This window comes from Niallia sp. M35 (assembly GCF_050971705.1).
In the GTDB taxonomy this organism is placed as follows: Bacteria; Bacillota; Bacilli; order Bacillales; family Cytobacillaceae; genus Niallia; species Niallia circulans_A.
Genome location: NZ_JBPCEP010000006.1, coordinates 179,245 through 194,049, shown reverse-complemented (window position 1 = coordinate 194,049; position 14,805 = coordinate 179,245). Strand labels below are relative to the sequence as shown.

Here is a 14,805-nt window from a genome sequence, read left to right as displayed (position 1 = left end):
AAGCAATTTTCCTTATTCACGTGGTTTAGCGGTGGAAGCCCTTTTGATTAATTCAGTAGTTAATATGATTCTGCGATCTATTTTTGGAGCGGAAATTCTTTGATTCAATGTCTCCATACCGATTTCCCCCATTTCTTCTGTGAAAATTCGTACGGTTGAAAGGGGAGGATTGGTATATTGACTGAACGCTAAGTCATTGATGCCAATAATAGAGATATCCGCTGGTATTTTTATATTATTTGCAGTTAACACGTTCATAATGCCAATAGCCATAGCATCATTACCAGCGAGGATAGCAGTAGGAAGATTTCCCCCCCATTTTGCCAAAGCTTGTTTAGCTAGATCTGTACCAGTTTCAGCTGATAGGTAAGTATTTGTTGCAACGAAAAAATATTTTTCGTCATAATATCCCAAATGTTTCATCATGTCTATGTAAGTGTTCGTTACTGGAGTGCGGTACGTACGATAGCCATATAAATTATTACTTTCTTCTGCACCTATAAAGGCTATTCTTTTATGTCCAAGTTCGAGCAGATGCTGCAATGCTAATTCGGCAGCATAAGAGAAATCGCTATTAACAGTATCGAAGTTGTTTAAAGGAAAATTTGTGCCGACAAAAACCACATTGTCATTTTTTGATAGTATCTTATCAATCGTAATTTTATCGAATTTTCCGATGCAAAGTACTCCATCAACATTGCTTAAAGAATCATTTAGATCAGAGTATTTCATTAAATAATAGCCAAGTTCTTGGGCTTTTCTTTCGGCTCCTATTCTTATAGACATATAATAAATATCATCTAACTCTTGTTCGCCAATACGCCACTGTATAATGGCAATGCTTTTTTGCTTTGCTTTTTGTTCCGCACTTTTCTTTTTCTTTTGTTTGTATTTTGTGTAGTTTAATTCTTCCGCAATTTCAAATATTTTACGTTTTGTGTCCTCCGTTACGGATAAATTTTTGTCCTGATTTAATACGCGAGAGACGGTAGAAATGGAGACACCAGCTTTTTCGGCAATATCTGTAATAGTGGCCATATGTAAATTCCTTTCAGTAATTCTTTTAATATAATAATATCTGAACTTTAGGAAAAAAACTACGATGTTTCCTGTTTATTTAGTCAAAAAGGAGAGGGATTTGGTTTTATCAATTTCTGAGCCAGATCAATGATAGAAAATTTTTAATGGAATGGAGAGTTTTACTTATGACGAGAAGAAAATGGTTAGAAGCAATGGATAAGATCGCATATCCAGTAATTAAGGCATTAAGTGAAGAGAAATTACATCAAGAATTGCCAACAGATTTTCATCCCGATCGTAAATCATATGGAATGTTAGAAGCTTTTGGACGAACGATGACTGGTATCGCTCCGTGGCTTGAGTTAGATTCTATCTCGGAATCGTCAGAAAGAAAGATGCAAAAGAGATATCGACAAATGGTTCTTCTGTGTTTAGATAAAGCAACAAATCCATACTCTAAGGACTACATGAACTTTACCGACCCGGGTCAACCACTAGTTGATGCTGCTTTTTTAGCTCATTCGATTATTCGTGCGCCGAAACAAATTGGAGACGCGCTTCCAAAGTATGTGCGAGAAAATATTATTCTAGCACTAAAGTCAACGAGAAGAACAATGCCTCCTAATATGAATTGGAATCTTTTTTCTGCCATGGTAGAAGGAGCATTATATGTTCTAGGAGAGAAGGAATACGATTTGCTTCGAGTAATTTATGCTATTAGACTATTAGACGATTGGTATGTAGGGGATGGCGTTTATGGGGATGGTCCAGTCTTCCATTGGGATTATTACAACAGCTTTGTTATACAGCCGATGGCAATAGATTTATTAAATCTATTCTATCACCAAAGTAAAGAGCTGGAAAATTATCGGGAAAAAATGCTGCCAAGATTCATTCGTTATGCAGCAATTCAAGAAAGAATGATAGGACCTGATGGAACTTATCCTGTGATTGGCCGATCTAGTACATATCGATTTGGAGCATTTCAAGCTTTAGCTCAATCAGCATTGCAACATGCCTTGCCTGCTACAGTCACTCCTGCTCAAGTCAGATGTGGGTTAACAGCTATAATGGAAAAAGGAATGCAAGCACCTGGAACCTTTGATGAAAAAGGGTGGTTGTTACCCGGAGTATATGGACATCAACCTGCATTAGCGGAATCTTATATTGGCATTGGAAGCTTATATCTCTGTTCAGCAGTGTTTTTACCACTGGGATTATCTGAAGAAGACGCTTTTTGGAATGATCAGGATGAAGAATGGAGTAGTAAAAAAATATGGCAAGGGAAAGAGGGTGCGATTGATCAGAGCATTTAGAAGATTAAAGTGAGTCCAAACGAACGGTAAACGATTATTCGTAATGTTGGCGTTTTTTTTTTGATGAACGTTTTTAAGGGGAGGTTTTCACCTCTCCTTTTTAGTCGTCTATTGTTCAGTATGTAACCAAACCCTAAATTAAAAGGGCTCTTCTTTATCTGTATAGTAAAACTTAAAATCAATGTTCTGATTATAATTTCCGAAGCCTTTACCGAATAGTGTGCATCCACCGACGTTTTCGGCATCTTCTTTGACTTCTATCCGAAGACTCCATACGCTTTTTTCAAGAGCAAGGCGATTAAAAGAAATCCATGTAAGCTGTTTTCCGTTTATCCAAACTCCATAATCAGTAATTCTAATTTTTAAATTCGTACCATACTGATTAAGTTTTGGTGACCACCAGTCTGGATTGTACTTTCCTTTCGTGTCAACGAAATCACCAGGGCTAGTCCACGTACCAATTTCCACATTATTCAAGGAAAATGTTATATCAGATGGCCAGACATTATTTCCCCCAGGAAATTCAGAGGAGATTTCTAAGTTTATATCAACCATTTCTAATTTATCTGTATTCTTTAAAGGATTAATGATTTTATATTCGAGAAAGCCTGTTGTAAACCATAATATTGCTGCGTTAAATCGATCAGTATCCATAAAGTATTTAGGTTCGTCATACTCCCCGATAAGATGTTCTATACTGGCGATTCCGCAAGTAGGGGTAATAAGGTAATCGACATATTGTCCAATAGGAATAGAGGTTTCGTAAAATTCGAAAGCCTGAAATATTTTCTTTGGAAATTCAATTTCTATTAAATCGACTTTTAATATCGACTGCTTTTGTAGACCAGCCTTCCCAGGGATTTTTTCGGTTTTTATCACACCGGATTCCTCTAAGATTTTAATATGTTTTGCAACAACTGGATTACTCAAACCAAGCTCGTGTGCTAATTCCTTAACATTCATACGTTTGGTAGAAAGTAGTTTAATAATTTTAATGCGAACAGAGCTAGCGATAGCCTCAAGTATGGGCAGCGATTCTTCTGATAAGGTTATTTTCATTTTTGTTTTCCTCTTCTCCCAAAAAAAAGTTAGTAGTAAGACTAATCGATCACAAGGATTATTCGATAATACAGAAAAAATAGTTATCTTTTAAAGTAATGTGTCAGAAAAAGTTAATCTTTGCCTATTATTTTACTAAAAAATTATTATTTTTGCTATTTACTTTTAATTGGTAAAAGCTTATCATAAAAACATGAAAGCGGAAACAATATTATTAAATCAAAATATATATTGCAGTCCGAAATCATAATTAGCTTACTTTTTTTAGTAAAAAAGTTATTCTTTCAGTATGAGTAAGGAGAAAAAGTAAAAATCGGGAGGTCTCAACAAATGAAAAAATGGAAAAAACTAGGGTTTTCAGTATTGCTTGCTTCCACTACTCTCTTATCTACTGCCTGTGCAGGCGCCGCTAATTCTGATGCAGACTCAGGCGACGGCAAAACGACAATTGAATTTATGCATTGGGGCGGAGATGAAACTTTTGAAGGAGTTTACCAAGAAAGAATTGAAAATTTCGAAAAGGAAAATCCTGATATCAAAGTAAAAACGATAACCGTTGCCGATGATTATGATACAAAGCTACAGACCATGATTGCTGGTAAACAAGCACCGGATGTAGCACAAGTAGCAGAAAACGGTTCTGGTTTTGCATCCAAAAATGCATTTATAGATTTGACCGATAAAATTAAAGAAGCAAATATCGATATTGCAGCAACATGGGGAAGTGCTATTGATCTTTATACATTAGATAATAAAATTTTTGGTATACCAGATCGTGGCGGCTCTTCCCTTTTATACTACAATAAAGTTTTATTTGATGAAGCGGGAATTGAATATCCAAATGAAAATTGGACAATCGATGATTATTATAAGGCTGCAGAAACCTTGACAAAAGACACTAATGGTGATGGTGAAATTGATCAATGGGGAAGTACAGCAGGTGACTATCAATTAATTTGGGGCAACTTCCTGCGAGCAAATGGCGGAGCTGTAATCGAGGATGGCAAAGTTGTAATTGATTCAGCAGAAAACCAAGCAACCATCAAAGCGTATGATGAAGCTTTTAAAAAGTGGAGTGTCTCTTATCAAATTGCCGAAGATAAAGTTAACCGTTTTCAGGCAGGGCTTGTCGGAATGAATATGACAGGATTCTGGGATATGAATAGTAATGCAAAAGTAATTGGAGACAAATTTGATTACGGAATTGCCCCTATGCCGATTGGAACAGAAAAAACATCTTGGTCAACTGGTAGTGCATTAACTATTTCTACTCAATCTAGTGAGAAAGAACAAGAAGCATCTTGGAAGTTTATTGAATATATGGCTAGTGAGGAAGCGCAACAATTAGTAGGAAAAGGTTTGTATGACTGTCCTGCAAACTTAAAAACCTTAAATTCCGATGAGTTCTTAAATCAAAAGGTTGAAGGTCATGAGATTGATTTAAGTGCGATTCCGGTTGCCCAAGAACGTGTCGTGATTGATGAATTATTAACTGGTCCTTGGTATTCAGAAGCGACAACAGAAGCGCGTGCGAAAATTAAAGAAATGCTACTAGGGAACTTAACTCCTGAAGAGACTCTTTCTACACTGCAAAAGAATTTAACTGATATTGTTGCAAAATATTAAGTTAGTAGAGTGATAACTACTATGTGTGAGCGGTTTCATGGAGAAATCCTCACACATATCTCATGAGGGAGGCCAGAATGATGGAAGTGAAATTGGCAGAATCTACAATGTCCAAAATATCTAGTAAAGAGCACCGCGTTAAAATGAATAGAAGATGGTTCTTTATTTTCATCTCTCCATGGTTAATTGGGTTTCTTGGATTAACAGTAGGACCGATGATTTATTCGTTTATTATGAGCTTTACAGACTGGGATATGCTAACAAAAATGGAGTTTGTTGGACTGGAGAATTATATCAATCTATTTAAAGACCAAATATTTCTTCTAAGTGTAAAGAATACGTTCATTTATGCACTTATGAGTGTTCCGGTAAGCTTATTGGTTTCACTTGGTATGGCATATTTACTTAGCTTTAAATTAAAAGGCATGAGATTCTTTAGAACCTTATATTATCTACCTGCAATTGTTCCTATCGTTGCCAGCTCTATTTTATTTACCAATATTTTAGCTGCAAATGGATTGTTAAATAAAGTATTGGGATACATTGGTATTGATGGTCCGGCTTGGTTACTTGAAAAAGGAGCTGTACTATATGGATTTGTCTTACTAGCACTGTGGGGTGTGGGAGGTACGATGGTTTTATTGCTTTCCGCCATTAACAGTATTGGGGACGAAATGTATGAAGCGGCAATGATGGAAGGAGCAAGCCGTTTGAAAATGTTTAGATCGATTACAATACCGCTGATTTCACCAGTTATCTTCTTCAATTTAATTACGGGGATTATTGGATCCTTACAAACATTCACCCAAGTGTATTTATTAACAGATGGTGGACCAGATAACGCCAGCTCCATGATTGTTCCTTATCTTTATAAAAATGCATTTTCCTATTATCGAATGGGATATGCTTCCGCGATGGCATGGGTCTTATTTGCGATCATTTTGGTTCTCTCCTTGATTGTCTTAAGATCATCCAAGATGTGGGTATTCTACGAAGAGGAGGTTAAATAATATGTTAGATAGACATTTAAATTTGCCGAAGAAAATAGTGGTGTACCTAGTACTTTGTTTCTTTGGTTTCATATTATTTGCCCCATTTTTATATATGGTTTCGATTTCGCTTGCGTCTCCGGAGACAAACATCATACAAAACTTCACCTTCTTTCCAAAGGAGTTTTATTGGAGAAATTTCATAGAACTATTTTCTAATATATTTGGGGGATCTCGCCCGATAGGGTTATGGTTCTTAAATACCATGTTTGTCGTTATTTTAAGTATTATCGGGCAGATATTTTCAAGTTCATTGGTAGCATACGGATTTGCTCAGATGAAATATAAGCATAAGAACAAATATTTTCTATTATTGTTAGCGACAATGATGCTTCCTGCTCAAATAACACTGATTCCAGTTTTTGTTATCTTTAGAAACTTAGGTTTATATAATACGTTGTGGCCGTTAATTATTCCACAATTTTTTGCTTCAGCATATAACGTTTTCTTTACAAGACAATTTATGACTGCCATTCCTGGTTCTCTTTATGAAGCAGCTGAGATGGACGGATTAAATAATTTTGGTATCTATCGGAAAATAGTATTGCCCCTCATCATGCCTGCGCTGGCGGCAATTGCCATCTTTACTTTTAATCATGCTTGGGGAGATGTAATGGGCCCATTAATTTATATTTCCGATTCAAGTAAATTTACCTTAGCTTTAGGTGCTGCGAATTTATCAGCATCCACAAACCCTACAGGTACACTTAATACGTCTCTTGTTATGTGTTTATCATTGCTTTTGTCAATACCACAAATTCTGTTGTATTTCTTTGGTCAGAAATATTTGTTCCAATTGAAATTGGGTGTAGGTAGCAGTGGAACGAAATAAGAAAGGAGTCACCTATGAAAAAAGACGAGTGGTTATACAGACTCTATCATTACTCTAGTTACTTTAACTATATTATTTGGTTATTTGAAATGAATATGCTCTTTTTGCTCATGAACTTACCATTCGCAGTATTAATTTTTATTTTGGATATACGCCTAGGGACTTTGCCTATCCTTTATCTTTCATCGGTGACTCTCGTTCCTTCCACCTATGCTGTTATTAGAACGTTGAAAGATGTTACAACTGAGCCGAAGGTTATGAAGAATTTCTTTATTCATTTAAAAATAGGATATAAAAGACTTTTGAAGCTGTCTTTAATATTGCTGTTTTTTTTATGGATTATGGTCGGAAATATCTTTATTACTGCACAACTGCCAAGACTCCAAGTACTTTTTTGGTTAAACATCCTTTTTCTATTAGTTCTTATTACATTTACGATTAACTTCCTAATTGTAATGGCGAACTGGAAGCAGACGATTAAAGAAACAGCCATCTTAACTATTAAATTAGCAATAGTAAAGTCTATAAGAAGTAATTTGAATTTTTTAATTTTGATAGGAACCTTTATTTTATTGAAACTATTTCCAATCTATTTATTGATGTTTGGGGCATCGGTAGCTATTCTGTTATGTATGATAAATTTTAAACCAGTAATAGACTTTGTAAATCGAGAAATAGAAGAAGCAGCTTAGAAAGAAATTATCTCAAGAAAGAAGTACTGTTTATCTGCGGAAATGGGATATCCAAGGTCTTTTTACATAGAGTATATTGAAGTGGTTAATTTATTCTTCTGTTATTATCATACTGTTGAAAATGTTATCAATATTCTTGAGGTGAAAATTATATGACATTTTTACATTTTGCTAAGACTCCACCTATGGGGTGGAACAGCTGGGATTGTTATGGTGCGTCTGTTAGAGAAGAAGAAGTGAGAGAGCATGCTTTATTTATGAGCAAGCATCTTAAATCATATGGATGGGAGTATATTGTAGTAGATATTCAATGGGCAGAGCCAGCTGCCAAATCGACTAGATATAATCAATTTTTCCCTTTGAATATGGATGACTATTCTAGATTAATTCCGGCAGAGAATCGCTTTCCTTCCTCTAGTAATGGACAAGGTTTTAAAGCTTTGGGGGAATATATTCATCAATTAGGATTGAAGTTTGGCATTCATATCATGCGGGGAATTCCTAGACAGGCTGTTCATCAAAATACGGCTATTAAAGGAACGGATAAACGAGCCAGAGATATTGCGTTGAATAATATTTGTCCTTGGAATTCGGATATGTATGGCGTAAACGTTGATTTGCCAGAAGGTCAGCTGTACTATGATTCGCTAATAGAGCTTTATGCTTCATGGGGTGTAGATTTCATTAAAGTGGATGATATCGCCTATTCAAGATTATATGATGATGCCCATAAAAAAGAAATTGCAGCAATTCGTAAAGCGATTGATAAAACCAAGCGACCGATTGTTCTTTCTTTATCTCCTGGTCCTGCACAGTTGAAAAATGGAACATTTTTGCAGGATCACGCCAATATGTGGAGATTAACGGATGATTTCTGGGATCATTGGGATGCGTTATATCGAATGTTTGATCGAGCAGCTGAGTGGGTTTCCTATGTTCGCCCGGGAAATTGGCCAGATTGCGATATGTTGCCATTGGGCCATATTGGGATTCGGGCTGTGGATGGAGGAGGGGGAGATAACTGGACAAGGTTTACAAAGAACGAACAGTATTTGTTGATGACCTTATGGACCATTTTCCAATCCCCATTAATGTATGGTGGAACATTGCCGGATATTGATGATTTTACTCTAAGCTTATTTACAAATGAAGAAGTACTAGATATGTATCGAACGCTGACATATCGTCGACAAGCTTATCGAGATGATAACTGGATCGTTTGGGAAGGACGAAGTGAACATAATGAATATATTGCCCTCTTTAATGTGGGTGACTCTAATCTTGAGATTCCTAGTGAGCTATCTAATAGATTTATTGGAGCGAATAAAGTAGTGAGAGATTTATGGGGGAATAAGGATACCTGCTTGGAAAAACAAATAGTAAATGCTCACGGGGCAATATTAATTAGAAAGTAGCAACATGGAATGTCTGCATATCATTGTCATCTTAAATTCTATAAACTGCTGAACAGTCTGCATTTCTAGCAAAATTACAGCCTTACTCTGTTAAACCAGTTAATAGTTTTTAAGGTGGTTCTTCTGAATTCCCTATTAACTCTACCATTTTAAGTAACCTACAAACAGCAATTGCTGCAGCTCTATCATGCCTGCCACACCAGTCACAAGTCAGTTTACTAGATGATTGAAAATCAACTAGAATCAAATCACTTTTTGCTTGGCAGAGAATCCATGAAGAAACATCTCCTGCATCTTGGTCACTGTGTGTTTTTAGATATTCCCTCCTATTTGCAAAAAGAAATAGAGAAGTACAAAAGGGCAAATACAATATTTTACTACTTAAATAGAGAGGTGTATAAAAATGAAGAGGTTTGAAATAAAGGATGATTTTTATCTAGATAATCAGCCATTCAAAATTATATCAGGTGCCATCCATTATTTTCGGGTGGTTCCAGAGTACTGGTTAGACCGCTTGGAAAAATTAAAAGCATTGGGCTGTAATACGGTAGAAACTTATGTTCCTTGGAATTTACATGAGCCGCATCAAGGAATATACGATTTTGAAAAAAGATTGGATGTACGTAAATTTATTCAACTAGCTGGTGATTTAGGCTTGTATGTGATTCTTCGTCCAGCTCCATATATTTGTGCGGAATGGGAATTTGGGGGATTACCGTACTGGCTGATTAAAGATCCAAGTGTGAAAGTTCGTTTTGAGAATCCGAAATTTATGGAGAAAATTAGTAGTTATTTTGCGCATCTTTTTCCTCAAGTTGTAGATTTGCAAATTACAAATGGCGGCCCTATCATTTTGATGCAGGTAGAAAATGAATACGGTGGATATGCCAATGATAAAAATTATATGGAGAGAATGGCGGACATGATGAAGAGTCATGGCGTAAATGTTCCGTTCGTCACCTCTGACGGACCATGGGGAGATATGTTAGAAAATGGTTCTATCCCGGAAACGGCTTTACCAACTATTAACTGTGGGTCAAAAGTGAAGGAACATTTTAAACGACTTAGAGCATTTCATGGCACAAAAAAACCACTAATGGTGATGGAATTCTGGATTGGTTGGTTTGATGCATGGGGAGATGTCATTCATCATACGACAGATGCAGAGGAATCAGCACACGAATTAGCCGATATTTTAGAAGAAGGATCAGTGAATATTTATATGTTCCATGGGGGGACAAACTTTGGCTTTACAAGTGGTGCCAATTATTATGAGAAATTGGCGCCAGATGTGACAAGTTATGATTATGATGCATTACTTACAGAATGGGGCGATATTACACCGAAGTATCGTAAATTTCAAGAAGTAATTGCAAAATTTACCACTATACCTGAAGTGCGTTTTTCAACAGAAATAGAAAAAATTGCTTATGGTGAATTAAAGGTACGGGCTAAAACATCCTTATTCCATAACCTTGATAGCTTGAGCAAGAGGTTCCATCATAACTATCCACTGACAATGGAGGAGTTGAATCAAGGGACTGGATATATTTATTATCAAAGTCAAATTGGTAAGGCACGTCCAATTGAAGATTTTCGCTTGATTGAATGTATGGATCGAGCACAAATTTTTATTAATGAGAACCATATAGCCACGCAATATGATTTAGAAATAGGACAGAAATTAGAATTTGAATTAACAGAACCAAAAAATCAATTAGGCATTCTAGTGGAAAATATGGGGAGAGTCAATTATTCCGTAAAAATGAATCATCAAGAAAAAGGAATTCGGGATGGGGTAATCATTAATGGAGCTTTTCAAAGTGAATGGGATATCTATTCTTTACCCATGGATAATCTGAATAAATTAGACTTTGAAGCAACCTGGCAATCCGGGCAGCCAGCTTTCTATCAGTTTACATTTAATGCTTCGACTATAGGAGATACATTTATTGATTTAGAAGGATGGGGGAAAGGCTTTATAACCGTCAATGGGTTCAATATAGGTCGATTCTGGGAAAAAGGACCCCAGCAGCGTCTTTATATTCCAGGTCCTCTCTTAAAGCAAGGTATTAATGAAATTATTGTTTTTGAATCAGAAGGTAAGGTTGGAGAGTCGATTACATTAACAGATTTGCCCAAACTTAGCAAAGACTAAGTGATCATGTTAGTAAACGACTTTTTATAAAACTAAAGTTCTTTATAAGTCCAAAGGAGGGAACAATGATAATTAACTCAAATAATTTGATGAAGATTGCCGCTCTGACTTTCATTACACTTTTTTCTCAGTACTTTATTGGACAAGAAGTATTAGCAAAGGAGAATTCCATTGATGATGCATTGATCGCAAGCTTTCATTTTGATGATCCGGTGAATGGGATTGTTGGTTCAGGAGCAAAGGCTGAAGTTCAAGGGAATCCTGTTTATGTAGATGCCCCACGTGGAAAAGCAGCAAAGCTGAGTGAAACCTTTTGGCTTCAAGTCAAAAAGAAAAACGGTAAGCCATTATTAAAAAGTAAAGACGAAATAACTATTTCTTATAATAGCAAACCGGAAGGAGGAAATGGTTGGGTATTTTATGCTTCCAGCGATGAAAAAACACAATCTTACCAACAGGAGCGTTATTTAGGGATAATGGATAAAACCAGTGATGTTATAGTAGAACGATACTATAATAAAGGTGCTCGACCAGGGAATAATCTAAGTGCCCCATCCAGTACTTCTTGGAAACATATTGATTTAGTAGTGAACAAAAATAGAACAACTATTTTTGTAGATGGTGTACAGCAGGATACGAAGGAGAGTACGTATAAACTAAAAGATATTTTATCGGAGACTGGAGGAATTATTCAATTAGGAAAAGCGAATTGGGGCAATGGAGAGTACTTTCAAGGATTAATTGATGATGTGAAAATTTATTCAAGAGCTCTAACAGAGGAAGAAATTGAAACGAGTTATCTAGCAAGTGTAAAAGAAAGCCTAGCAGAAATTTATAATGAATATAAGGATACAGAGAAGGGAACCTTTACGGTAAGCACTTGGAATAATATAACTCGAGCTTTAACAAATGCTGAAGCACTCCTTGCACAAGAGCAAATAACCATTCAAGACTTAAAGAGGGCTAAAGCACAAATAGAGCAAGCTTTTCAATATGCAGCGCACGTTCGAGAAACAGTTGATTATTCGGAACTTGGAATCCCTGTAGGAGATACATGGTTGGATACAGAAGGAAATCCTATTCAGGCACATGGGGGAGGCTTCTTACAACAAACAGCCCCGGATGGTAAACCAATCTATTATTGGGTTGGAGAGAATAAAATACACAATAGCGCAAACTTTTTTGCAGTGAGTTTATATTCATCAAGAGATTTGGTGAATTGGCAAAATGAAGGAAATATCTTGGACCAATTTTCGGAAACAGTACCTGGTGCTGAATTAGGATTACAGTATAGCAAGGTGGAACGGCCAAAGCTCCTTTATAACGAAAAAACAAAGAAATATGTATTATGGGGACACTGGGAGGATGGAAGTGGCTATTCCTCCAGTCAAATAATGGTGGCAACAGCTGATAAACCTGAAGGCCCCTATGTATTTCAAGGACATTGGCGTCCGGGAGGAACCGAAAGAAACTGGAGAAATAATAATGGATGGTATACAGATGAAGAATATTTTAAAGCTGGAGATAGGGAGCAAATACCAGTCTCTGAACAAAACGATCCACAGAAATATGGTTATGTTTCGAGAGATTTCACTGTATTTCAAGAAGGAGATACCGCATACTTGATTTCTTCTGAAGGACATTCGATGAGAATCCACCGATTAAATGACCGTTTTTATGATGTAGACTTTACAACATATCCATTTTCATCATCAGATAGCAAAGATCCAGTCTTTGAATCCTATAACTTCTATGAAGGAGTTGGCCGAGAAGCTCCTGCCATCGTTCATGTGGAGAATGACGGATATTACCTAGTGACATCCGGTCAATCTGGATGGCTTCCAAATCAGTCAACGGTAGGATATACAAACGATATAACAAATCCCGATGGATGGACACCGCTAAAAGGAAGCGATGGACTTATCTTAGAGCATGCTGCACTCGGGAACAATAGTACGTATTATAGTCAATCTACCAATATTATGACGATCACTAAGCAAGATGGAACAAAACAATATGTATATATGGGAGATCGTTGGAATTCGAAGCAACTGGGCGATTCTAGATATGTGTGGCTGCCGTTAACGATTGACAGAGAAAATCATACTGCGTCCATGAAATACGCCACTGGCTGGAAAGTGAATGTGGAAGATGGAAATATCAGCTTGCCAGAAGGAATATCATTAGTTTCACAGGGGAAAACAGCATATGGTTCAAATGAAGAAGACCTTGAAAGACCAATTGAATTAGCGAATGATGGATATGATTTTAATTTAAGGACCTCAGGAGATAATACACATTGGTATCGCCCAGGTAATGCCCCATTTGATTATACGGTCGATTTAGAAGAAGCGTATGACCTTTCTAGAATAGATATTGCATTTCGATTATATAATGGATCGGAAATGTATTATCAATACAAGGTGTATGGTTCTAATAATAATGAGAATTGGGTTGAAATAGCGGATGAGTCCCAAAATACATGGGCAGGGTTTAAATCAACCCCTTTAAAAGGCAAATTTAGGTACGTTCGTCTATCAGTATCTGCAATAAAGCGTGTGAATGATAATAGTAATGGGAACTGGGCTAATGGGTTAGTAGAAGTGCAAGTATATGCAAAAAACGATAAGGAAAATGTAACGAAAGCAGAGTAGAAAAACACATACTGTGTGGATTATGAACAAAAAGACCAATCGTGGGAAATCCCGCCAATTGGTCTTTTTCCTGGTCTAGCATAGTACTATTTTGATAGCTGTCATAGGATAAGATTATTTATCTAAATACTCTCCTAAAAAAGATTCTCCATTTCGGTAAAAGCGTGGATCATAAATGCCGATTCTATTGTCGTCATCTACTACAACTACAAATGGCGACCATCTGTATAATGTTGCAGCTGCAGGATTTTCTGCAAATAGGTAATCAAGGTCCACTTCATCGCTTGAAGTAAGTCTGTCCACAAATTTAGCTTTTGTTAGAAGGGAATCATTAATGATATCGACCGTATCAGCATTTTTTCCGATAATGGTAAAATGCCAAGGGATAAAGCTGGCAGACAGCGCGACATCCTGATAATCCGTTTTATAGTTTTGGAATAAAATAGCACCCTGAAGAGATTGGATAGCGACATGAAGTGCAATTAGAATCCAGCCAATACGGAATAATACATGAGGATTTACTTTAGAATAAACTTTGGAACCAATAAAGGTTAGTAAAAAGATAAACCATATCACCAAATCCACAATCGGAACTGTTCCGAAAGTTAAACGAACAGATGAAAATGGTTCGAGATAACCTGTTCCCCATGCGTTGAATACATCACTAGTATTGTGGATGAAAACGGCGAGAAGGGCAATATAGAATGATTGAAATCCTTTTATTTTAAAAGCAAAACGGCTGATCATGTAAAAGATTAAAGCCCATATAGGAGCTAGAAAAATAGAATGGGTAATGCCTCTATGCCACATCTGATACTGTCCTGTAGTGTCCCAGAGCTGGGAGATAACATCAATATCAGGGATTTGGCTAGCGCCTATGGATGTAACAAGCAGGGCATATTTTTCTTTTCTAGTCATTTTTTCTTTATTAACACTTTTATAGATTCCTATACCAAATAAAGTATGTGTAATAGTATCCATATT

The 14,805-nt window shown here is 36.4% G+C and carries 12 protein-coding genes; 8 read left to right on the top strand and 4 right to left on the bottom strand.

What is annotated here, in order from left to right:
• Positions 1-12: 12 nt before the first annotated feature.
• Positions 13-1,038 carry a LacI family DNA-binding transcriptional regulator gene (locus tag NiCM35_RS09965; protein WP_433779356.1) on the bottom strand — a complete coding sequence of 342 codons (1,026 nt, stop codon included), beginning with the start codon at positions 1,036-1,038 and terminating at the stop codon, positions 13-15.
• 167 nt (positions 1,039-1,205) lie between these two features.
• On the opposite strand from NiCM35_RS09965, the gene NiCM35_RS09960 reads away from it, so the two are divergent.
• Positions 1,206-2,336 carry a DUF2264 domain-containing protein gene (locus tag NiCM35_RS09960; RefSeq protein ID WP_095329791.1) on the top strand — a complete coding sequence of 377 codons (1,131 nt, stop codon included), beginning with the start codon at positions 1,206-1,208 and terminating at the stop codon, positions 2,334-2,336.
• A 138-nt stretch (positions 2,337-2,474) separates the two neighbouring features.
• Here the strand turns inward: NiCM35_RS09960 and NiCM35_RS09955 are convergent, their stop codons facing one another.
• Positions 2,475-3,395 (bottom strand): ArsR/SmtB family transcription factor, encoded by a 921-nt coding sequence (locus tag NiCM35_RS09955; RefSeq protein ID WP_095329792.1) that lies wholly within the window; start codon positions 3,393-3,395, stop codon positions 2,475-2,477.
• A 330-nt stretch (positions 3,396-3,725) separates the two neighbouring features.
• Here NiCM35_RS09955 and NiCM35_RS09950 point away from each other — a divergent pair, with 330 nt between their 5' ends.
• The 5 genes from NiCM35_RS09950 to NiCM35_RS09930 all read left to right on the top strand — a co-directional run bounded on the left by NiCM35_RS09950 (position 3,726) and on the right by NiCM35_RS09930 (position 9,009).
• On the top strand, positions 3,726-5,021 hold the full coding sequence (locus NiCM35_RS09950; protein ID WP_095329793.1) for an ABC transporter substrate-binding protein: 1,296 nt from the start codon (positions 3,726-3,728) through the stop codon (positions 5,019-5,021).
• A 77-nt stretch (positions 5,022-5,098) separates the two neighbouring features.
• Positions 5,099-6,031 carry a carbohydrate ABC transporter permease gene (locus NiCM35_RS09945; RefSeq protein ID WP_235850254.1) on the top strand — a complete coding sequence of 311 codons (933 nt, stop codon included), beginning with the start codon at positions 5,099-5,101 and terminating at the stop codon, positions 6,029-6,031.
• A gap of 1 nt (position 6,032) precedes the next feature.
• Positions 6,033-6,902, top strand: a complete 870-nt coding sequence (locus NiCM35_RS09940; RefSeq protein WP_095329794.1) for a carbohydrate ABC transporter permease — start codon at positions 6,033-6,035, stop codon at positions 6,900-6,902.
• 14 nt (positions 6,903-6,916) lie between these two features.
• Entirely contained in the window at positions 6,917-7,594 is a 678-nt protein-coding gene (locus tag NiCM35_RS09935; protein ID WP_095329795.1) for a hypothetical protein, read from the top strand.
• Positions 7,595-7,746: 152 nt separating this feature from the next.
• Positions 7,747-9,009 (top strand): glycoside hydrolase family 27 protein, encoded by a 1,263-nt coding sequence (locus tag NiCM35_RS09930; RefSeq protein WP_433779352.1) that lies wholly within the window; start codon positions 7,747-7,749, stop codon positions 9,007-9,009.
• Positions 9,010-9,118: 109 nt separating this feature from the next.
• On the opposite strand, the gene NiCM35_RS09925 is transcribed toward NiCM35_RS09930, so the two are convergent.
• Entirely contained in the window at positions 9,119-9,379 is a 261-nt protein-coding gene (locus tag NiCM35_RS09925; protein ID WP_095329797.1) for a hypothetical protein, read from the bottom strand.
• A 33-nt stretch (positions 9,380-9,412) separates the two neighbouring features.
• Between NiCM35_RS09925 and NiCM35_RS09920 the strand changes: the two genes are divergently transcribed.
• Complete coding sequence (locus NiCM35_RS09920) at positions 9,413-11,167, top strand: glycoside hydrolase family 35 protein (RefSeq protein ID WP_123260495.1); 1,755 nt, start codon at positions 9,413-9,415, stop codon at positions 11,165-11,167.
• A 65-nt stretch (positions 11,168-11,232) separates the two neighbouring features.
• A complete protein-coding gene (locus NiCM35_RS09915) occupies positions 11,233-13,821 on the top strand; it encodes a LamG-like jellyroll fold domain-containing protein (protein ID WP_433779349.1) in 2,589 nt (862 codons plus the stop codon).
• A gap of 114 nt (positions 13,822-13,935) precedes the next feature.
• Here NiCM35_RS09915 and NiCM35_RS09910 read toward each other — a convergent pair whose 3' ends face one another.
• Positions 13,936-14,802, bottom strand: a complete 867-nt coding sequence (locus NiCM35_RS09910; protein ID WP_123258318.1) for a metal-dependent hydrolase — start codon at positions 14,800-14,802, stop codon at positions 13,936-13,938.
• Positions 14,803-14,805: the final 3 nt, after the last annotated feature.

Coding starts and splice junctions, on each gene's coding strand:
- NiCM35_RS09965 (WP_433779356.1), bottom strand. CDS start 1,038: ATGGCCACTATTACAGATATTGCCGAAAAAGCTGGTGTCTCCATTTCT.
- NiCM35_RS09960 (WP_095329791.1), top strand. CDS start 1,206: ATGACGAGAAGAAAATGGTTAGAAGCAATGGATAAGATCGCATATCCA.
- NiCM35_RS09955 (WP_095329792.1), bottom strand. CDS start 3,395: ATGAAAATAACCTTATCAGAAGAATCGCTGCCCATACTTGAGGCTATC.
- NiCM35_RS09950 (WP_095329793.1), top strand. CDS start 3,726: ATGAAAAAATGGAAAAAACTAGGGTTTTCAGTATTGCTTGCTTCCACT.
- NiCM35_RS09945 (WP_235850254.1), top strand. CDS start 5,099: ATGATGGAAGTGAAATTGGCAGAATCTACAATGTCCAAAATATCTAGT.
- NiCM35_RS09940 (WP_095329794.1), top strand. CDS start 6,033: ATGTTAGATAGACATTTAAATTTGCCGAAGAAAATAGTGGTGTACCTA.
- NiCM35_RS09935 (WP_095329795.1), top strand. CDS start 6,917: ATGAAAAAAGACGAGTGGTTATACAGACTCTATCATTACTCTAGTTAC.
- NiCM35_RS09930 (WP_433779352.1), top strand. CDS start 7,747: ATGACATTTTTACATTTTGCTAAGACTCCACCTATGGGGTGGAACAGC.
- NiCM35_RS09920 (WP_123260495.1), top strand. CDS start 9,413: ATGAAGAGGTTTGAAATAAAGGATGATTTTTATCTAGATAATCAGCCA.
- NiCM35_RS09915 (WP_433779349.1), top strand. CDS start 11,233: ATGATAATTAACTCAAATAATTTGATGAAGATTGCCGCTCTGACTTTC.
- NiCM35_RS09910 (WP_123258318.1), bottom strand. CDS start 14,802: ATGGATACTATTACACATACTTTATTTGGTATAGGAATCTATAAAAGT.